We start from the raw sequence: 20,075 nt of genomic DNA on the forward strand, positions 1-20,075 counted from the left end.
CTACGTTTAAATGGAGGTTTTGAAATTGAACGCATCAACTAACGCATTATCCATTTTTGCTCTCGGGGGCATTAACGAAATCGGTAAAAATATGTATGTAATCCAATACGCAAACGATTTGTTAATTGTCGATTGTGGGGCGAAGTTTCCAGATGAAAGCCTATTAGGCATTGATTTGATTATCCCTGATATTACCTACTTACAAGAAAATAAAGATAAAATTAAAGGTTTAATTGTAACGCATGGTCATGAAGATCATATAGGTGGTATTCCGTATCTTTTAAAGAAATTAAATGTGCCCATTTATGCGACGCGTTTTACATTAGGGTTAATTGAATTAAAACTAAAGGAGCATAAACTTCTAAGAGAAACCGATTTAATCGAAATTCGCTCTGACTCTGCTTTAAATTTTGGACAGATCGATGTTAGTTTCTTCCGAACAAATCATAGTATACCGGACTGTTTAGGCATTGTTTTTCATACACCAGAAGGTAATGTTGTGCACACAGGGGACTTTAAGTTTGATTTAACACCTGTCAATAATCAGTTTGCAGATATCCACAAGATGGCGGATATTGGCTCTAAAGGGGTATTGCTCTTAATATCAGAAAGTACCAATGCTGAACGACCAGGCTTAACACCATCAGAAAAACTTGTAGGGCATCATATCGAGGAAGCATTTCATCAAGCCGAACGTAAAATTGTCATTTCCACTTTTGCTTCCAATGTGAATCGCATTCAGCAAATTGTAGATGCCACCCTTGCAACGAATCGTAAACTGGCATTGCTAGGGCGCAGTATGGTCAATGTTGTAGATGTGGCATTAGAGCGAGGCTATTTAACGATCCCTGATGATTTTTTACTGGATGCCCGTGAAGTGAAATATCTACCACCAGAAGAAGTTGTCGTGTTATGTACAGGGAGCCAAGGCGAACCACTGGCGGCACTTTCTCGTTTAGCTAGCGGCAATCATCGCGAGGTGAAAATTTTACAAGACGATACAGTTATTTTAGCCTCCTCTCCAATCCCAGGTAATGAAAAAGGAGTGTCACGAATCGTCGATAATTTATTCCAGCTTGGCGCAAAAGTTATTTATGGCTCATCTAGTCATACAGGTATGCATGTTTCTGGACATGGTTATCAAGAAGATTTAAAGCTAATGCTGACGCTGATGAAACCAACGTTTTTTATACCGATACATGGAGAGTTCCGCATGCTGCATCAACACCGTTTGTTAGCGGAATCGGTCGGTGTTAAAAGAGGACATACCTTCATTATCAAAAATGGGGATGTTGTCGATATTGAAAAATCCAAAGCAAGACAAACAAGGAAAATTCCATCTGGTGATACGTATGTGGATGGTATTGGCATTGGTGAGGTTGAAGGCATTGTATTACGCGATCGTAAACAGCTATCTGAGGACGGTATGCTCGTCATCGTGTTAACGCTAAGTAAGAGTGATGGTTCTATTATTTTAGAGCCTGATACAACATCGCGAGGGTTTGTTTATGCAAAGGAGTCAGAGGATTTGCTGAATAAAGTGAATGAAGTTGTAAAAGCAACCATTAGCGAACTCCAAGGAGACAACAAACAACAACTATTTGTTTTAAGACGGGAAATTAAAAAAGCGGTCGGCCAATATCTTTTTTCTCAAACTAAACGCAAACCGATGATATTGCCTATTATTATTGAAGTTTAATTCAGACGTTAACTGCTAACAAGTCGGTGGAAGTCTTACTTTGACACACCGACTTGCTTTTTTTTGTGAAGTCATGGCTTTATTTGATATAGCTCTCCAGTAAAAATTTTATGTAGTGCCACCTGATAAAACGTTTGTAGTTGATCAAATCCGTAATTTAAATGGCGAGTATGTTGTTCTGTTTGCTTAGCAATATTTTGTATATGTTGTGGTAGCTCCTCTACAACCGCAAGCAATGCGTGTTTATTTTTCAATAAAAGTTGGCTTGTTTTTAAAAGCTGGGCGATGTTCGTTTGCACTTCCATTGCAGGTATATCTAACATAATGTGATGCAATCGAGTCCAGTCTGAGGTCGGCTGATACCAATGGAGAAAGAAATATAAATAATCGCTTAAAATAATGGATTCATTCGGAATAATGGCAACAAGATCATTGGCTATATACACTTCTTGTTGGCATTGAAAAATATATTTTTTCGCCTGTCCTACGTCATTTTTAGCGAGAATAATTGTTTTTGCTGGTACTTTTGCACATTTTGTATCGTTTAATTTCGGTAACTGATGAATATCCCCGTCAAGTGCCAACCAGTTTAAATTTTCCGCTGTAATGAATGGCTGACCTTTATTTGAGCCATTTGAAATATGAGGTGTTGTTAAACTAGCTACAATAAGAGCAATTTCATCTAATCTATAACGCTCCAACACGTTAGATCCTCCATTCTTCAAGAGCTTAAAAATCGCTTGCAACTAAAGTAAAAACGGCAGATTATATGGCAAAATACTATAAATCCCCTTGTTGAGCATTTTTATAATGATTATTGTACCATTTTAATGTAACATTATCTACATTATATAACTTTAATGGTATATGCATTTTCATTGTTTTTCACTAGCTTTTTACATAGAGGTGAATGATATGTCAGACTTTTTAAAGCTAGTAGGTGAACAACTCCGTATCATTAGAGTTTCCAAAGGGCTTAGTCAAGAAGAAGTAGCAGAGAGAACGGGGAAGTTAGGTTTTAGCAAAGGTCGCATTTCAAATATTGAGCACGGTCAATCTAATATTACGTTAAGTACTTTAGAGTTGCTTATGAAAGCGTTAGATATTGCACCTGAAGAACTTTTTAATTTTCAACGATTATCGGGTGTAACTGATATTGAAGAAAAAAATCTTATGCTCGACATTCATCGCTCATTATTACGCGAGCGCAATTTAGACGAAGTAAAATACGTAGTACGCATCACAAGAGATTTCCTCAATACAATCGATGCGCAATCAAAGAAAAACAGCTCCAATGTTGAATAACATTGGAGCTGTTTGACTATAGACGTGACTTACATGCAACTTTCACAGTATTAGTAGATTTCCGTTACGGGTTGCTCGCTTTCCGCGGGCGTGGCTTAAGCCTCCTCCTTCGCTGCGCTACGTGCGGGGTCTTAAGTCTCACGCTGTTCCCGCAGGAGTCGAGCAACCCTTCACTTCAATCACAAAGTTTTGTATCTGCTAATTTATGAGTGCCAGTCACTCACACAATTTCTATGCGTTGCATTAAACTAACAAAGGATAAATCCACGTAGGCTCATGCGGGAACGCACACAGCGTAAGACGCAACTAGCCGCGCGATAGCGAGGGTTGCGGCTTACTGTGCTGAGCGGAAAGCGAAGTGAATTTTTCCGTTTTAGGAGCTACTACTCTTATGCCTAGGTTATACGGTGTGCCAGTCACTCATTCTATGCGTTGCATTTCTAAACTAACAAAGGAAAAATCCACGTAGACTCCTGCGGGAACGCACACAGCGTAAGACGCAACAAGCCGCGCGGTAGCGAGGGTTGCGGCTTACGTGTGTGCCCGCGGAAAGCGAAGTGGATTTTTCCGCTTTAGGAGCTACTACTCTTATGCCATGAGGCTATGCGGTGTACCAGTCACTCATACAATTTCTATGCGTTGCATTCTAAACTAACAAAGGAAAAATCCACCTGTAAAAGCGAGCAACCCGTAACGGAAATCAAGAGCTACGTTGTGCCTACGGAAGCCTGCAACGCAAATCAACTTTGCAGGCAATTGTTTCTCTTTTACCCTATTCGCCTTCCATGCCGAACTTTTGACGGTAGCCACATTTTTTACATAGCTCTTCCACCGCTTCACGACGTGAAAAGCCATCAACTAAATTATTGGCACGCTCGCCCTCTACAATTTCACTAAAGGACTGCTCATGCACATTGCCCAAGTTAATAACCCCTTCTCCATCAAGACAGCATGGCACCACTGTACCATCTACTAAAATGGCTGCTTGACTACGTAACGCATGACAAAAACCTTTGCCTTCATCTGCTGGCGCAAGCAAGCTTGGCCATCTAAATTCATGATCTTGATTTAAATAAATATTGTTAGCAATTTTCACGCCCTTGCCCGGCTGCACTTTCTCCTCAATGCGAAAATCAAGATTATATTCATTCTCTAAAATTTCTAGCGTCTCACGGTTTCTTCTAGCAGCAAGATCTGTAACATGATCTTGCTGTAAATTCCACAAACGATACGAAATAATCGTGTTATATTCTTTTGCTTCACGCACAAAATCTAAAATATCCCCTAAATACTTCTCACGATTTTCAGAACCTTCGTGACCATCAAAACTGTGTAAAGAGAAATTAATTTGACGTAATGCTGGCTTCCCTAATAGCTTTTCACGATTTTTTTTAATCAGTGTGCCATTCGTCGTAATATTGACCTTAAAGCCTTTTTCATGAGCAGCATCTAATAACTGATTAATACGCGGATGTAAAAGAGGCTCCCCTTTTACATGCAAATAAATATACTTGGTATGCGGTCGTATTTCATCCAATATTTTATTAAATTGCTCGACCTTTATTAGACCTTTTGCACGCTCTGTTGGCGGACAAAAACTACAAGCTAAATTGCATACACTTGTTATTTCTATATAAACCTTTTTAAATGTTTTCAACGTTTATTCACCGTTCCAGTTCCATAGTTATTCATATAATCTTATTCATTTTAACAAATTTTCTTGTTGTCGCGCAGAAATTCATTATGGATAGCCTAAATGTAATATTTCCATCGTGCTTTAAAGGCTAAATAATTTCTCTTTACCTATAAGGCTACACGTACAAATAAACTTATAAGTAATTAATACTTTAATAATAATACTAAAAAGAAAGGAGTGAAAACTATGACCGACTTTTATAATCACTCAAGAAAATCTAATAACCATGAACCTGAACGAGAAAACTCTCATAAACAATCTAAAAATGACATTACAATAAATATTACCTTTAATATTGGCAATACCGAAAACCACTTTATGCAACGAGCGGAAGGTGGAGGTCAAATCAATAAAGATGTTGGCACAAATGCCAACCAAGGCGGGCAAAATGCGCTAAACCGCAGCCAAACACGAAATCTGAAATCTCAATTTGCGGATGGCAATGGCAGAAGTGGGATTGCCGGAGATGATAACGATGAGGCTGGTGGGCAACAAGGTATTAAAGTTCGAGATAGTTTAGTCGTAGATAGTGATATCCATTCCCACGCAAATCAATCTCAAGATGTGGAAGAAGGGCTACTGGAAGAGGAAAGATCTAACGAAAACAATGAATAATTATAAAAAGTAAAACTTCTATCTGTAGGCATTTTCATCCTACCTGATAGAAGTTTTACTTTAAACTGAGCGTTTATAATTTTTTGTACCATCATAGGAGTACAGCACCGGTTTGCTTTCAACCATCGTCTCTAAATGCACAGGGCGCCCCCACAATTGATAAATGTATGGCAAGACATTTTCTAAATAATGAGGGTCTAACTCCATCCCTTCATAACCATGGACTAAATATAACTCACCGTTTCGTAAGTAATCGCCGTTTTTCACAACGATATACGGGAAGCCCCCATTGACACGCATCGATACAAGTTGGTCGCGTACCATTTCATGATCTTTATCTGTAATGCGATACTCATTGCCCTTTTTTTGGAACAAATATAAATCCTCTTGCTTTGCCAAATCCTTCGTTAAATAGTTACGAATAAAGGAAATATCCGATTCAATTTCTCGCACTTCAAACATTTTTTCACGTCCGCTATTTGGTAGAACCCCTAATCTCCGCATCTCTTCACTCGGATTGTTATAGCGCTTTTCAATATCCTCAAAAATTTTCAAGCCTAAATAATATGGGTTAATCGATGTTTTGGATGGTTGCACAACGCCAGCATTTAACTTGGCGTATTCAATCGTTTCCACTGTCGTTAAATTCAGTTCGCGCATAATTCGTTGATGCCAAAAGGACGCCCAGCCTTCATTCATAATTTTCGTTTCCAATTGAGGCCAAAAATAAAGCATTTCCTCGCGCATCATCGTTAAAATATCACGCTGCCATTCCTCTAGCTCACGACTATGTTGCTCAATAAACAATAATAAATCTTTTTCCGGTTTCACTGGAAACGGTTTGATTTTTCGACGTACTGTCCTATGCTCTTTTTCCGACTGATCTAAATTCCATAGATCGTCATAAGGGGATCTGGAAACGACCACATCTTCTTCATCATAATCTTCATCTTCTGCTGATAGCTTTGGCCTTATAATAGAAGGATCGATATGTTCTTGAATAGCTAAAATCGCATCTAAAAACTGTTCAACCTCTTCCTTGCCATATTCTCTTTCATAGCTTGCAATCCGTTCCGCCGTTGCGGTCATACTTTCAACCATATCTCGTCTCGTATTCGAGAAGCGCACATTGTTTTTAAAGAAGTCGCAGTGCGCTAATACATGCGCAATGATTAGCTTATTTTGTGTGAGTGAATTCGTATCAAGTAAAAATGCATAGCATGGATTGGAGTTAATAACGAGCTCATAAATTTGACTTAACCCTAAATCATATTGCAGCTTCATTTTATGAAATTGCTTTCCAAAACTCCAGTGGGAAAAACGCGTAGGCATCCCATATGCGCCAAAAGTGTAAATAATATCTGCAGGGCAAATTTCATAACGCATCGGGAAAAAATCTAAACCAAATCCTGTTGCAATTTCTGTTATTTCATCAATCGCACGGTGAAGCTCCTTCTCCATTTTTCAACCTCCTCCTTTCGGAAATGAATGTTTAGCCCCTTCCACCATTATTTTTCATTTTGGACTTCGTTTTTTTGGAAAAAGCTTTTTAAGGCATCATAGACATCGCCTTTTTTCTTTAAAATATGATACCTGAATTTTGGATCATCAATTTTTTTATACGTATACATTAATGTCGAGAATCGATTATGCTGATTCACTTCCCCATAACCAAACATGCTTGATAGTTCCATCAATTCATGAACGAGCTTTAAACATTTTTCATTATCCATCGAAATATTTTCACCATCTGAAAAATGCACAGGATAAATATTATAACGACTCGGATGATACTTCTCACGAATCAACTCTAACGCTTTAATATAAGCCGAAGAACAAATCGTTCCTCCACTTTCCCCTTTAGTGAAAAACTCTTCCTCTGTGACTACTTTCGCCTCTGTATGATGGGCGATAAATTCAATTTCAACGGTCTCATATTTCGAACGTAAAAATCTCGTCATCCAAAAGAAGAAGCTTCTCGCGCAATATTTTTCAAACGCACCCATTGAACCACTTGTATCCATCATGGCTAGCACGACAGCTTTCGATTCTGGTTTCTCTACTTCATCCCATGTTTTAAAGCGTAAATCATCATTATGAATTGGTGTAATTTGCGCTTTTCCTTCCATAGCATTGCGTTTCAACGCATTCAATATCGTCCGCTTCTTATCGACATTGCCCATAAGTCCTTTTTTTCTTATATCATTAAATTCAATTTTTTCAGTTTGAATATCTGCCTTTTCTTTTTGCTGTAAATTAGGAAGCTCCAACTCTTTAAATAACACATTTTGAATTTCTTCCATGCTGACTTCTGCTTCATAATAATCTTTACCTGGCTTGTCACCAGCTTCTTTACCATTGCCATCGCCTTGATTGCTCTTGCTCCCATCACGCGCGACAACATCTCCTACACTACTATCACCTTGTCCTTGACCGACATGCTTTGAATTATCATAGTTATAGCGTATTTTATATTCATCGAGGGAGCGTATCGGAATTTTAATGACCTCACGACCATTGGACATAATAATGCTTTCCTCACTAACTAAATCGGGTAAATTATTTTTTATCGCGTCTTTAACCTTTTCCATATGACGTTGCTGGTCTTGGTGCCCTTTACGATGGAGGGACCAATTTTCCTGAGAGATGACAAAACCCTTATTTTCGTTTTCAGTCATTTTTATCCTCACCCATCTATCAAATTCACTTTTTCTATACTATGCTAGTCATCCACTTTATTGAACTTTTTAGAGAAATAAAAGGAGTGCCCTAAAATTGGGACACTCCTATTACGACAATCCATTACGCCCCTGCATAATAGTGACTAACAATAAAAATCACTAACGATTCAGTAAGCTGCCTACATACTGTAATAATTCATTGGCCGATGTTGTGTTATAGCCATGTTCATCGACAAGTCGAGCTACTACTTCATTAATCTTCTTCAATTGTGACTCATCCGGCATTTTTGAAGAAGTGGTAATTTTCACGACATCCTTTAAATCAGCAAATAATTTCTTTTGAATGGCTTCTCGTAATCTTTCATGAGAGTTATAGTCAAAGCGCTTGCCATTTCTTGCATAAGCCGAAATACGAATTAAGATTTCTTCACGGAATGCCTTTTTCGCATTTTCTGAAATACCAATTTGCTCTTCTATCGAGCGCATTAGTTTTTCATCAGGATTCATTTCCTCACCAGTTAAGCGGTCAAAGATTTTATTTTTATTACAAAATGCCTCTACATTATCGAGGTAATTGTTCATTAACGTTTTAGCAGATTCTTCATAGGAATAAACGAATGCTTTCTGCACTTCATTTTTCGCAATTTCATCGTACTCTCTTCTCGCCACAGCAATATAGTTCATATATTTTTCTCGATCTTCTTGTGAAATAGAAGCGTGCTGGTCAAGACCATCTTTCAGTGCACGCAATACATCCAATGCATTAATCGATGGCACTTCTTTACGAATAATCGCTGAAGAAATTCGGTTAATAATATACCGTGGATCAATACCGTTCATGCCTTCGTTAGGAAACTCTTTTTTCAGCTCCTCTAAGTCAACGGAATTAAATCCCTCCACATTTTCTCCGTCGTACAAGCGCATTTTTTTAATAAGATCCACACCTTGTTTTTTCGGAACTTCCAGCCTTGTTAGGACCGAAAAGATTGCTGCGGCCTTCAATGCATGTGGCGCAATATGAACATGTGACATATCACTTTCATTAATCATTTTTTCATAAATATGTTCTTCTTCGCTCACTTTTAAGTTATACGGAATTGGCATAACAATAATGCGCGAGTGCAATGCTTCGTTCTTTTTATTTGAAATGAAGGAACGATATTCTGTTTCATTGGTATGCGCAACGATTAACTCATCCGCACTAATTAAAGCAAATCGCCCTGCCTTAAAATTCCCTTCTTGCGTAAGTGATAATAAATTCCATAAAAACTTTTCATCTAACTTCAGCATTTCTTGGAATTCCATCATCCCTCGGTTTGCCTTGTTTAACTCTCCATCAAAGCGATATGCACGAGGGTCTGACTCAGAGCCAAAGACACCAATAGTGGAGAAATCAATACTACCTGTCAAATCCGCAATATCTTGAGACTTTGGATCAGAAGGTGTGAAGGTTCCTATGCCTACACGTTTGTCTTCTGAAAAAGTAATACGCTCAATGATGACATTTTCAATACGCCCATCGTATTCTTTTTCAAGACGCATCGTATTTAAAGGCGATAAGCTGCCCTCAATTCGTATTCCATATTCTTCAAAAAAATCATTGCGTAAATGATGTGGAATCAAATGCAGAGGATCCTCGTGCATCGGACATCCTTTAATGGCAAAAACTGCTCCTTCTTCCGTACGCGAGAACTGTTCAAGTCCGCGCTTTAACAAAGTTACAATTGTGGATTTACCTCCACTTACTGGCCCCATCAATAACAAAATTCGTTTTCTAACATCTAACCTTCTTGCTGCTGGATGGAAATATTCCTCCACCAGTCTTTCAATTGCTGATTCAAGCCCAAAAATTTCTTTCCCGAAAAATTGATACATTTTTTGCCCATCGCGTTCCTCTACACCAGCGCTTTTTATCATACTGTAGACGCGAGAATGGGCTGTTTGAGCAACTTCAGGTCTTTCCTTAAGAATGCTTAAATAGTCTGCAAATGTACCTTCCCACTTCAGTCGATTTTCTTCTTCGCGATAGCTCTTCACTTTATCTAAAATGTTGATAGCCTTCCCTCCATTCAGGGCTTGATTTATAACATAGTATGAAGTTAAAGACATTATGATACCCATTACTTTTTCTTTGATTAAGTTTCTTCTTATTGTTCCGTTTTTTTCTTGCTCAAAAAAAGCCATTTACTGCATGTAAAGAGCACTTATGAAATATTAATTTTCGGTTATTCTATCTGTAGAAAGGAGGTCCAATTTTGAATCGTTATTTTATTTCCCTTCTAACTTGTATGCTATTGTGGAGTTATTTTTCCCCGACGGTTACGTTCGCAAATGAAGGACCAAGTAATGAAGAAATTTTACAACAACGTATGGCTTATTATGTGCAATTCGATGAATTACTGATTCCGTGGCATTTCTTAGCTGCCATCGACCAATATGAGCGCAATCTTCAATCTGTTCGTAAAGATATTCCGAAGCGAGATGGCTTTATTGCTATTCAATTTTCTGATGAGTATTGGTCCGGTGCATTAAACCCTGTCAAGGAAGATACGATACCCGAAACCATCAGTTACTTCGGCGGAATGGGACTGGATGGCAACAATGACGGCATTGCAAGCCCTAAAGATGATGTCGATGTCATTTTTTCCATGGCTAACTATATCAGTCAATTTGGCTCTACTGATGAAGACTTTAAACTCGCTTTATGGGAATACTATAGAAGCGAAGAAGCTGTCAATCAAATTGTCACAATTTCCACTTTGTATAAACATTTCAAAACAACGGAGCTAGATGCTCATACGTTCCCCCTTCCCACTCGCTATGATTACAGCTATCGAGGCACTTGGGGCGACAATAGAGGCTGGGGCGGCAGGCGTATCCATGAAGGTACCGATATTTTTGCTGGCTACGGCACGCCTGTACTGTCCACTTCCTATGGAGTCGTCGAAATAAAAGGCTGGAACCAATTTGGTGGATGGCGAATTGGTATTCGTGATAATCATAATTCTTATCATTATTATGCCCATCTCGGGAGCTATCATAAGGATATAAAGGTCGGAGATGTTGTAGAACCAGGGCAAATACTCGGCTATGTTGGCAGCTCAGGTTATGGAAAAGAGGGTACATCTGGAAAATTCCCACCGCATCTTCATTACGGCATTTACAAATTTAACGGTCGAACAGAATGGGCATTCGATCCATATCCATCTTTATTGCAATGGGAACGACAAGCCAAAAAAGACAAGCAGTAAATTACGGCAAAACATAGTTAAAGCCTACCAAATAAACGACAAATAGGATACGGCAAGCCTTTTTAAGACAAGCATATTAGGGGGCTTGTCTTTCTTTTTTTAACATCCACATAGGCAATAAGTCTCGCCTGTTTAACTTTCTCCTAAAATTATAAGAAAATTGTCAATTAATTATGCCAAAAAACCTTTTTTAGTATTTATAACAAAATAATTCTACTTTTCTTATGAAATAGTAATAAAATAAATAGATAGTTAGGATTAGTCCTATATAAAAAGTAAAAGGATGGAAGAAATGAACGGTTTATTTCAATTTAAAACAATCAAAGCACGCATTTTAACTATGTTTATTATTTTATTAGTATTATTTGTTTGTTTTACAACTTATACTTATTTTTCAAATACCAATATGGAAAAACAAGCAAAGGGACTTGTTAAAGAAGATTTAGTTGTATTAGAAGCAAGTAAAGATTTATCGATGTCTATAAGCGTACGCTTGTCTGCCGCCTTAAATTATGTTGTAACGGGCGATGAAACATACATAGATACTTTTAATAAGTACCGTCAACTTGCAGAAGATAGTAACCGAGTTGTGGAGCAATATGAAAAGTCAGCAGAACGCGAAAAACTAGTAGAAGTAGCTCGCGAATGGAGCAACCGTGTGAATAGCGAAGTATTTGAAGTCTATAAGCGCGGCGATAAACAATTAGCTTTAGAAAATTTAACAGCGATTAATGATCTTGTCACAGAAGTTCGTACTGGCTATGAGGAAGTAGCGGATAAACGCACAGTATCGATTAAGGAAGTTGGCAATGATGTCGTCAATACAAGCGCAAGCAATAAAACGATTGGGATGATTGTCAGCCTCATCTTAACAATTACCGGCATTCTATTAGCAATTTTTACAGCCAATAGAATTTCTAGACCTATTACGATTGTTGCGAATCGTATGAGAGAATTAGCAGATGGCAATTTGCGCCATGAACCATTTACAGTTACACAACAAGATGAAATTGGGCAATTAATGCTCTCTGCCAATGATTTAAATGCAAATCTAAACGAAACAATCAGTTCTATTCATAATGTTTCGGAAACGGTCGCTGCAAGCAGTGAAGAATTAGCACAGTCAGCCAATGAAGTACAAACAGGTACAGAACAGATTTCTTATACAATGCAAGAGCTTGCTACAGGTACCGAAACACAAGCATCTACAGCGGGCGATTTAGCTGAAACGATGACTACTTTCCAAAACAGCATTCATGAAACGACGCAAGAAGGTATAGAATTAAAAGAACATTCCGAGCATGTTCATGATTTAACAACAACTGGTAAACAATTAATGATACAATCAACGCAGCAGATGGCTACGATTAATGATATTGTATTGGAATCTGTGAAAAAGGTAGAAGGCTTAAACGCACAATCTGCGGAAATTTCCAAGCTTGTTTCTGTCATTGATGAAATTTCCAACCAAACGAATTTGCTTGCGTTAAATGCTGCCATCGAAGCGGCACGTGCAGGCGAGCATGGTAAAGGCTTTGCGGTTGTTGCGGATGAAGTCCGTAAGCTTGCAGAACAAGTACAGTTCTCGGTTACTGATATTTCAACAATCGTCCATCGCATTCAAAACGAAACCGGCACTGTAACCAATTCCCTACAAGCAGGTTATGAAGAAGTACGAAAAGGAACGGCACAATTAGATCAAACCAATAGTACGTTCGATCAAATTTCGCAAGCTGTAGAAGATATGAATGAGAATATTAACGTCATTTCACAAAACTTAACGAAAATTTCTCAACACTCTGAAGCAATTAATGGTTCCATCGATGAAATGGCTTCGATTTCACAAGAATCTGCAGCTGGCGTAGAACAAACAACTGCAACTGTGGAAGAAACTGCGGCGACAATGGATGAGATTTCAAAAAGTGCAAATCAACTTGCTGAAATGGCCGAAGAGCTAAACACGCAACTACAAAAATTTACTTTATAACATTGAAAAAAGCTATCCGAATTGTATTCGTGATAGCTTTTTCTATAATAGCCGATACTTTCGGACACCCGTCCATCTGAGAGACTATCGGTAGTGACGTGCATTACTGCCAAGTACGTATAGGAACCCTTTCCAGTTCATGGCGCTTAATAATAATACTAAGCTTTTGAAACCATTGTTCACATAATTCCATCGCCTCGATATACGTATCATCTTCTTTTGAAATGGCATCCTCTTGTTCTAAAAATACATATTCCATAATGGGCGCAGAAATATTATCTACAACCATTTTTAACGCTAAATGTGCCACCTCTTCCAGTTCCTCATAGTCGTCATCCTCTATATCATCGTCTTCTACTAAAAAGTTTTCTTCTTCCTCAAGTAACGATTCACTAAATAAGCCATTACTAGTTCTTGCAATAATAACCCCGTCCTCTACAATCGCTACTTCATATAGTTCGTTAAAATAGATTTCCTTCTTTGTTACTTCTGCTTCCCAATCTTCTTTCTCAGCCAGCAATAATGTTTTAGTCTGCTCATTTAGCAACAAGGCATGTAAACGATCACTGGCAATTATGCCATGTGTATGCGGAATATTTTTTAATTGCTCTTCACTTGCTATTTTCAGCTCCGTCATTATTTTATAAGTATGGTATTTCGCTCTAATATAGCGAATAGCTCCAACGATGACTAACGTTATGCCAATTAAAAAATAGACTTTCTTAATGAGTATGGCTTCCATTGCATTTGCTAAAAACAAATAAATGATACCTAACAATAATAGAAAAACTGTTTTCATCAACATCCCACCTTCAAAAAATAATAGATAGGAAAAATACATCTATATACTAAAAATCTTATTCTGTAATCTCTCTTTTCATGCTTCATTTTTATAGCTGACCACTACAAAAAGCAGCGACACGTTTTATAAGACGTGTCGCTGCTCAAAAATTTTAATAAACACTTACCCCTAAATGTTTATTGAATCAAATCATGTAAATTGTGTTACGAGTAACACAGATGGAATAAAGGATAAAGCAAAAACAAAGACATACCATACAGAAGTACGGCGTAATGAAAAACGTACTTTCTTGCGTTCTGCATAAAAAATATCTAACATAACAGCAACTATTAATGGAATACTAACACAAGAAATAGCAATTAAAATAAGATCAAAAAATATCATAAAAGCACCCCTCTGTTCATGAACATTTCTTTTCCCTTTGTGACAAATTTGTGTCTATTTAAGTGTACACAAATTCGTCACAATTATCAATACTGTTCAATGAAAAAATTGGTACTTTTACTAAATAATTTTTAATTACGTAATGATTGTGTTATTAATCTCTATATTTATATGTTAGTCCCTTTAAAAAATTGCGGACAAATCGATCTCCACATTCTTTATAATTGCGATGACTCGGATTTCTTAAAATAGCACCGAGCTCACCTTTCGATACGGTTACACCGCCCTCATATAAAATATCTAGCATATCTTCCGTAGTTAACGACAATGCAATTTTCACCTTTTTCAACAGCATATTATTCGGGCTTTCATTTCCTGTAACCGGTGGTGGCCCTTCCTGTTGTCCTTGTTTTGGCTGTTGTGGACCACGTTTAAACGTAATTAAACCATTTAAAAATGCCTCTACCATTTTGTTATTACATTTAATGTAATTGTCTGGGATATCTTCTTCCCCATCTTTAATTTTAATAAGCATGTTTAATACATCCTCTTTAGTGTATTTCATGCCACCAAGCTTAAAAATTTCTACCATATCCGTATTTTTAATATCCAGCGCATATCGTAAACGAATCAAAATATCGTTATTCGTCATACTAAAAACCTCCTTGATTATCTAGCAAAACCTTAATTTTTTTGAGCCAGGCTTTATTATAACAGAGGAAATTGCATTTTTAGCTACCTTTCCTGTTATTCCTAACTATAGTATTTAGCTTGCACATTTCCTTCTTTTTAAATGTATGAAAAACTAGCACGCGACCATTCTAATAGCACAAGGAGGTGAGAAAAATGGCTAACAACAATCGAAGTTCTAATAAACTTCAAGTTCCTGGTGTACAAGAAGCGGTCAATCAAATGAAATATGAAATCGCACAAGAATTCGGCGTACAACTTGGGCCAGATGCTTCTTCTCGCGCAAATGGTTCAGTAGGCGGAGAAATCACAAAACGACTTGTACAAATGGCAGAAAAAAAAGCAAAAGGTTTATAAAAAAAAGTGCCAGGCACTAAAACAATTCTGAATTGTTTTAGTGCCTGGCACTTACTTTTAACACACGGTCGCATATGGCATCGATGTCTGCTGGATCATGTGACACAAGCAAGCACGTTATATTCGTCTTTTGCAAAATGTGCCGAAGCTCACTGCGAATTGTGGCTTTTAAATTGGCATCTAGACTGCTAAAAGGCTCATCCATTAGAAGTATCGAGGGCTGTGGAGCAAGTGCTCTTGCCAAGGCAACTCGTTGCTGCTGTCCTCCACTTAATTCATGAGGATATCGCTTGGCGTAATCCGTCATATGTAATAGCTCAAGCATCTGTTCCATTTTTTCTTGACGCAATGATCGGTTGAGCTTGTGTAAGCCAAACATAATATTTTGCGCTACGGTCATATTTGGAAACAGTGCATAGTCTTGAAAAACCATTCCAACACAGCGTTGCTCTGGCTCTACGAAAGTCCGTTCATCCACTATCAGTCGACCATCAATGGTAATCTCCCCTCGTTCTGGTATTTCGAGTCCCGCTAACAGTCTCAAAAGTGTACTCTTCCCACTTCCACTTGGACCTAAAATACCGACAATCTCTCCCTGTACCATCGTAAACGACAGTTCATCAATCACCGCTGGAAGCCCTTTGGCAAAACGGAATGTTATATTTTCTACCTTCACAAAGGACATCGAGTCATCCCCTTTCGTTCTTAATAATAATAAAGACCGAAACGAGCCCGATGAGCACTAGCAATAACGATGGTAGCGCCGCATCAACAATACGTTCATCAATTGCATATTGATAGGCTCGGGTCGCTAAAGTATCGTAATTAAACGGTCTAAGAAGCAATGTCAGTGGTAGTTCCTTAATAATTTCTACAAACGTCAATATAAACCCACTGAGCAGTGCCCCTCTAAGAAGAGGAAGTTCTATACGAAAAAATGTCGCCAAGCTACTTCGCCCCAATGTTCGAGCTGCTTCTGTATAAGCACGTGGCATTTTATCATAACCAGCTTCCAAAGAACCATAGCCAGTAGCTATAAAACGAATAACATAGCCTGCGATAAGCATTGTTAACGACAAACTAAGCACAAGTGCGCCTTGCTCCTTCCCAATAATTGTATAGAGCGGAGCCAATGCTTCATCTAGGGAAATAAATAGGGCGAGCACACCAATGGCAATAATTGCACCTGGCACAGAATATCCTGCTGACATTAAACGTGTTAAAGCTTGTATAAACGGTGAAGTAAACATTCTTGCCGCCCTAGCAGAAAGAAGGGCAATAACAAGAATAAACACCGTTGCTAAAGCCGCGCCGTTTAACGTATTGCTTGTTAAAGTCAAAAAATCGGAACGCCAAATAGTGCTGCCGTATTGAATTGTCCAAATTACTAATTGCAAAACAGGTACAACAAAGGCAAGTAGGAAAACAATCGTACAAAACATTGTCGCTAGCCAAGCTTTCATGCCCTTTAATTGTTGTGGCTTTAATCTATTACTTCGATTAGGCTTCCCCGCATAGCGCCGATTTCGCCTTAATAGTCGCTCTAATATAAAAATGGCAATGACAGCAAGCATAAGCCATGCAGCCAATTTCAAAGCGGACTCAATGTCATACATACCAAACCAAATTTGAAAAATGGCTGTTGAAACCGTTTGTACACCAAAATAATTAGCTACGCCGTAATCACTCAATACTTCAAAAGCTACTAGCATGACGCCTGCCATAATAGCAGGTCTGGCTAGCGGCAATACTACCTTAAAAAAAATGGAGTATGACCTATGTCCAAGTAACCGTGCATTTTCTATAAAGGATGCACTTTGGAAATCTAAAAACACTCGTGTAATAATAAAAATATACGGAAATAAACACAGTGTTAATATAAATATAGCGCCACGCTCTGACATTACTTCAATCGTCCCTGGTGGTAGCACAATACTAAAGTTATTGCGAAGATTTGCTTGAATAATGCCTGTATAACCTGTCATATAACTATACGTATAAGCAGCGATATACGGTGGTACGGCTAAAGGTAATATAGAAGCCCATTTATAAAAATTACGTAATGGAAATGTAAAACCTACAACAAGCCAGGCAAGTACCACACCAATTAATGTAGTAAAGAAGCTGGTGAATAATACCAGCTTCAAAGATCCTAACATATAGTCTGTCAGCAAATATTGTTTAATGTTCTGCCAATTTTCATTTGATGGACGAAACAGCCCAGTCAACACATAAAGGATTGTTAGCAAAACCATCGCTGCACAAATCATGCTAGTTATCGTCCATAGATTTAGGTGCTTAGAAATAAATCTTGAAAACCATGCTCGTTTCATTTTTTATTTCCAACCAACTTTATTGGCGATTTCCACCGCTTTTGGATTTAATTCACCATATTTTGCAAAATCAATCTTTTGGTGTTTAAACATCCCCCAATTTTGCAGTAGCTCTGGGAGCGTTGCTTGACTGTTGACTGGGAATTCATAGTTTGCTTGCGAAATTTTTGTTTGCGCTTCAGTGTCTGTCAAAAACTCCAGTAGTTTAATAGCATTGTCCTTATTTTTACTATGTTTCACAAGACCCGCACCACTAATATTAATATGGGTTCCCGTCGTTTGTTGGTTAGGGAAAAATACACCGACGCTCTCAGCAACTTTCACTTCCTCTGGTTCCTCTGAAGAAGCCATATGTCCTACATAGTAGGTGTTCATAATGGCGACATCCCCTATACCAGAGGCGATTGCTTTAGCTTGATCACGATCTCCACCTTCAGGCTCACGTGCAAAATTTGCTACAAGTCCTGCCGCCCATTTTTCCGCTTGTTCTTCTCCCATAATATCAATAAAAGAAGCAAGCATTGATTGGTTATATAAATTTGTCGATGATCTTACCACTACTTTGCCTTTCCACTTGTCAGTCGCTAAATCTTCATACGTAGAAAGCTGACTCGCATCAACTCGATCTTTAGCATAGACGATTACACGCGCTCGAGTAGATAAAGCAATCCAATGATTTTCCTTATCACGCAAATCATTAGGTACCTTTTTGTCCAAGTCTTCCGACATAATTGGTTGCAAAATGCCCTCTGTTTTAGCAGTATTTAAAATGCCTCCATCAACAGTTAGAAACAAATCAGCAGGTGTACTCGCTCCTTCTCGCTTCATGCGCTCAATTAACTCTGGTGCTTTCCCTTCTACTACGTTTACTGTGATGCCGGTTTGCTCTGTGAATTGATCGTATAGCTCCTTATCTACATCGTAGTGGCGAGCTGTATAAATATTAACTTCACCGCCCGTTTCGCTAGATTCTGGCTTATTCTCTTCAGATGGCTCCTTGGCATTACTTTGAGCGGAGTCACTCGAACCACAGCCTGCTATAAACCCGAGAACAATGACGAATAGAAGTGTAAATAAAGTTGAACTGTATTTGTTGTACATCATTTTTTCCTCCTATAATATTTTCAGCTGATGATAATAATAGTCATTCTCATTTATCACGCTGTCTATAAATTAGTGTAACAATTGAAAATGAGAAAACGCTGAGAATGAAAAAATTTATACTTCACAAATACTAGCCCATTACTGCCAGCCAACTTTTTCAAAAATATCAGATGCATTTTTGTGTAACCGTCCTAGTGTTGCAACATCTATCGTTTGTTTTTCGAAACTTCGCCAATCGTTTAACAATCGAGGCATTTTCGTTTCGGGGTTCACAGGAAACTCATAACTCCCTTGTACTAGCAACGTTTGTCCCTCGGTGCTCGTCAAAAATTCGGCAAGCTGAACGGCATTTTCTTTATTGGGGGCATGCTTTGCCAATGCAATGCCACTAATATTGATATGTGTACCCGTTGTCAGTTGATTTGGAAAAAATACTCCAAGTTGCTCTGCTATTTCCCGCTCCTCAGGATCACTAGAATTCAACATTTGACCAATATAATAGGTATTCATAATGGCGATATCGCCGATTTTGGCTCCAATTGCCTTTGCTTGATCCTTATCTCCGCCTTCTGGGGGTCGGGCAAAATTTCGAACAATGCCCTGTGCCCATTTTTCTGCCTGCTGTTGTCCATTTAGCTCTATAAACGATGCTAGCATTGACTGATTGTACAGGCTTGCAGACGAGCGAACCAATACTTTGCCCTTCCATCGTTCGTGTGCTAAATCTTCATAGGTAGACAATTCTTCCTGCTTTACACGCTCTTTGGCATAGACAATAACTCTAGCACGCGTAGCAATGCCAAACCAGTATTGCTCTTGATCGCGCCATTCTCTCGGTACATTGTGCAACAATGCTTTCGTTGACATTTTTTGAAGCACCCCATGTTGCTTGGCAAATGCCAATGCCCCTCCATCAACTGTTAGCAATATATCAGCAGATGAAGTTTTCCCTTCATGTTTCATCCGTTCTATAAGCTCTTCTGCTGTTCCCTTTACTTCTTTCACATGAATACCTGTACGCTTTGTAAACTCTTGAAATAACATCGTATCAACCTGATAGTGTCTTGTCGTATACACATTGACAACTTGTTGTCCATCTAGCGAATCCGTTTGTCTGGTCATGCTACTAAGCGAACACCAGGCACTCATAAGAAGTACTACCGAAAACAGT

General features: G+C 38.4%; 18 protein-coding genes. 6 read left to right on the forward strand and 12 right to left on the reverse strand.

What is annotated here, in order from left to right; genetic code table 11:
* The first annotated feature begins 10 nt into the window (after positions 1-10).
* A complete protein-coding gene (locus ACKVEV_RS13910; RefSeq protein WP_409366969.1) occupies positions 11-1,699 on the forward strand; it encodes a ribonuclease J in 1,689 nt (562 codons plus the stop codon).
* Between the two features lie 71 nt (positions 1,700-1,770).
* Here the strand turns inward: ACKVEV_RS13910 and ACKVEV_RS13915 are convergent, their stop codons facing one another.
* Positions 1,771-2,400 carry a restriction endonuclease subunit S gene (locus ACKVEV_RS13915; protein ID WP_409366970.1) on the reverse strand — a complete coding sequence of 210 codons (630 nt, stop codon included), beginning with the start codon at positions 2,398-2,400 and terminating at the stop codon, positions 1,771-1,773.
* Between the two features lie 214 nt (positions 2,401-2,614).
* On the opposite strand from ACKVEV_RS13915, the gene ACKVEV_RS13920 reads away from it, so the two are divergent.
* A complete protein-coding gene (locus ACKVEV_RS13920) occupies positions 2,615-3,004 on the forward strand; it encodes a helix-turn-helix transcriptional regulator (protein ID WP_340822280.1) in 390 nt (129 codons plus the stop codon).
* Positions 3,005-3,776: 772 nt separating this feature from the next.
* Here ACKVEV_RS13920 and ACKVEV_RS13925 read toward each other — a convergent pair.
* Positions 3,777-4,661, reverse strand: coding sequence for a radical SAM/SPASM domain-containing protein (locus ACKVEV_RS13925; protein ID WP_409366971.1), 885 nt, complete (start codon positions 4,659-4,661; stop codon positions 3,777-3,779).
* Between the two features lie 225 nt (positions 4,662-4,886).
* Here ACKVEV_RS13925 and ACKVEV_RS13930 point away from each other — a divergent pair, with 225 nt between their 5' ends.
* Positions 4,887-5,315 carry a hypothetical protein gene (locus tag ACKVEV_RS13930; RefSeq protein WP_409366972.1) on the forward strand — a complete coding sequence of 143 codons (429 nt, stop codon included), beginning with the start codon at positions 4,887-4,889 and terminating at the stop codon, positions 5,313-5,315.
* A gap of 60 nt (positions 5,316-5,375) precedes the next feature.
* On the opposite strand, the gene ACKVEV_RS13935 is transcribed toward ACKVEV_RS13930, so the two are convergent.
* The 3 genes from ACKVEV_RS13935 to ACKVEV_RS13945 all read right to left on the reverse strand — a co-directional run bounded on the left by ACKVEV_RS13935 (position 5,376) and on the right by ACKVEV_RS13945 (position 10,051).
* The gene (locus tag ACKVEV_RS13935) at positions 5,376-6,776 is read right to left on the reverse strand and encodes a SpoVR family protein (RefSeq protein ID WP_409366973.1); all 1,401 of its coding nucleotides are present in this window, start codon (positions 6,774-6,776) and stop codon (positions 5,376-5,378) included.
* 47 nt (positions 6,777-6,823) lie between these two features.
* Complete coding sequence (gene yhbH / locus ACKVEV_RS13940) at positions 6,824-7,993, reverse strand: sporulation protein YhbH (protein WP_409366974.1); 1,170 nt, start codon at positions 7,991-7,993, stop codon at positions 6,824-6,826.
* Positions 7,994-8,155: 162 nt separating this feature from the next.
* Positions 8,156-10,051, reverse strand: a complete 1,896-nt coding sequence (locus ACKVEV_RS13945) for a PrkA family serine protein kinase (RefSeq protein ID WP_402928057.1) — start codon at positions 10,049-10,051, stop codon at positions 8,156-8,158.
* 200 nt (positions 10,052-10,251) lie between these two features.
* On the opposite strand from ACKVEV_RS13945, the gene ACKVEV_RS13950 reads away from it, so the two are divergent.
* On the forward strand, positions 10,252-11,247 hold the full coding sequence (locus ACKVEV_RS13950) for a M23 family metallopeptidase (protein WP_409366975.1): 996 nt from the start codon (positions 10,252-10,254) through the stop codon (positions 11,245-11,247).
* Positions 11,248-11,539: 292 nt separating this feature from the next.
* Complete coding sequence (locus tag ACKVEV_RS13955) at positions 11,540-13,234, forward strand: methyl-accepting chemotaxis protein (protein WP_409366976.1); 1,695 nt, start codon at positions 11,540-11,542, stop codon at positions 13,232-13,234.
* Between the two features lie 103 nt (positions 13,235-13,337).
* On the opposite strand, the gene ACKVEV_RS13960 is transcribed toward ACKVEV_RS13955, so the two are convergent.
* The 3 genes from ACKVEV_RS13960 to ACKVEV_RS13970 all read right to left on the reverse strand — a co-directional run bounded on the left by ACKVEV_RS13960 (position 13,338) and on the right by ACKVEV_RS13970 (position 15,072).
* Positions 13,338-14,033 carry a hypothetical protein gene (locus ACKVEV_RS13960; protein WP_409366977.1) on the reverse strand — a complete coding sequence of 232 codons (696 nt, stop codon included), beginning with the start codon at positions 14,031-14,033 and terminating at the stop codon, positions 13,338-13,340.
* 192 nt (positions 14,034-14,225) lie between these two features.
* Complete coding sequence (locus tag ACKVEV_RS13965) at positions 14,226-14,420, reverse strand: hypothetical protein (protein ID WP_409366978.1); 195 nt, start codon at positions 14,418-14,420, stop codon at positions 14,226-14,228.
* Between the two features lie 154 nt (positions 14,421-14,574).
* Complete coding sequence (locus tag ACKVEV_RS13970; protein ID WP_409366979.1) at positions 14,575-15,072, reverse strand: DUF1456 family protein; 498 nt, start codon at positions 15,070-15,072, stop codon at positions 14,575-14,577.
* Positions 15,073-15,266: 194 nt separating this feature from the next.
* Here ACKVEV_RS13970 and ACKVEV_RS13975 point away from each other — a divergent pair, with 194 nt between their 5' ends.
* The gene (locus tag ACKVEV_RS13975) at positions 15,267-15,467 is read left to right on the forward strand and encodes a small, acid-soluble spore protein, alpha/beta type (RefSeq protein ID WP_402927945.1); all 201 of its coding nucleotides are present in this window, start codon (positions 15,267-15,269) and stop codon (positions 15,465-15,467) included.
* A gap of 37 nt (positions 15,468-15,504) precedes the next feature.
* Here the strand turns inward: ACKVEV_RS13975 and ACKVEV_RS13980 are convergent, their stop codons facing one another.
* The 4 genes from ACKVEV_RS13980 to ACKVEV_RS13995 all read right to left on the reverse strand — a co-directional run bounded on the left by ACKVEV_RS13980 (position 15,505) and on the right by ACKVEV_RS13995 (position 20,053).
* Positions 15,505-16,152: an ABC transporter ATP-binding protein gene (locus ACKVEV_RS13980; protein WP_409366980.1), complete on the reverse strand. Its 648-nt coding sequence runs from the start codon at positions 16,150-16,152 to the stop codon at positions 15,505-15,507.
* Positions 16,153-16,156: 4 nt separating this feature from the next.
* On the reverse strand, positions 16,157-17,800 hold the full coding sequence (locus ACKVEV_RS13985; RefSeq protein ID WP_409366981.1) for an ABC transporter permease: 1,644 nt from the start codon (positions 17,798-17,800) through the stop codon (positions 16,157-16,159).
* A 3-nt stretch (positions 17,801-17,803) separates the two neighbouring features.
* Positions 17,804-18,904 carry a Fe(3+) ABC transporter substrate-binding protein gene (locus tag ACKVEV_RS13990; protein ID WP_409366982.1) on the reverse strand — a complete coding sequence of 367 codons (1,101 nt, stop codon included), beginning with the start codon at positions 18,902-18,904 and terminating at the stop codon, positions 17,804-17,806.
* A gap of 138 nt (positions 18,905-19,042) precedes the next feature.
* Positions 19,043-20,053: a Fe(3+) ABC transporter substrate-binding protein gene (locus ACKVEV_RS13995; RefSeq protein ID WP_409370559.1), complete on the reverse strand. Its 1,011-nt coding sequence runs from the start codon at positions 20,051-20,053 to the stop codon at positions 19,043-19,045.
* Positions 20,054-20,075 lie beyond the last annotated feature (22 nt).

This window comes from Lysinibacillus sp. 38-6, from assembly GCF_046245175.1.
Taxonomy (GTDB): domain Bacteria; phylum Bacillota; class Bacilli; order Bacillales_A; family Planococcaceae; genus Lysinibacillus.

Bases quoted from the DNA above. Each gene is read 5' to 3' on its own strand.
- ACKVEV_RS13910 (WP_409366969.1), top strand. From the start codon at position 11: ATGGAGGTTTTGAAATTGAACGCATCAACTAACGCATTATCCATTTTT.
- ACKVEV_RS13920 (WP_340822280.1), top strand. From the start codon at position 2,615: ATGTCAGACTTTTTAAAGCTAGTAGGTGAACAACTCCGTATCATTAGA.
- ACKVEV_RS13930 (WP_409366972.1), top strand. From the start codon at position 4,887: ATGACCGACTTTTATAATCACTCAAGAAAATCTAATAACCATGAACCT.
- ACKVEV_RS13935 (WP_409366973.1), bottom strand. From the start codon at position 6,776: ATGGAGAAGGAGCTTCACCGTGCGATTGATGAAATAACAGAAATTGCA.
- yhbH (WP_409366974.1), bottom strand. From the start codon at position 7,993: ATGACTGAAAACGAAAATAAGGGTTTTGTCATCTCTCAGGAAAATTGG.
- ACKVEV_RS13955 (WP_409366976.1), top strand. From the start codon at position 11,540: ATGAACGGTTTATTTCAATTTAAAACAATCAAAGCACGCATTTTAACT.
- ACKVEV_RS13960 (WP_409366977.1), bottom strand. From the start codon at position 14,033: ATGAAAACAGTTTTTCTATTATTGTTAGGTATCATTTATTTGTTTTTA.
- ACKVEV_RS13965 (WP_409366978.1), bottom strand. From the start codon at position 14,420: ATGATATTTTTTGATCTTATTTTAATTGCTATTTCTTGTGTTAGTATT.
- ACKVEV_RS13970 (WP_409366979.1), bottom strand. From the start codon at position 15,072: ATGACGAATAACGATATTTTGATTCGTTTACGATATGCGCTGGATATT.
- ACKVEV_RS13975 (WP_402927945.1), top strand. From the start codon at position 15,267: ATGGCTAACAACAATCGAAGTTCTAATAAACTTCAAGTTCCTGGTGTA.
- ACKVEV_RS13980 (WP_409366980.1), bottom strand. From the start codon at position 16,152: ATGTCCTTTGTGAAGGTAGAAAATATAACATTCCGTTTTGCCAAAGGG.
- ACKVEV_RS13985 (WP_409366981.1), bottom strand. From the start codon at position 17,800: ATGAAACGAGCATGGTTTTCAAGATTTATTTCTAAGCACCTAAATCTA.
- ACKVEV_RS13990 (WP_409366982.1), bottom strand. From the start codon at position 18,904: ATGATGTACAACAAATACAGTTCAACTTTATTTACACTTCTATTCGTC.
- ACKVEV_RS13995 (WP_409370559.1), bottom strand. From the start codon at position 20,053: ATGAGTGCCTGGTGTTCGCTTAGTAGCATGACCAGACAAACGGATTCG.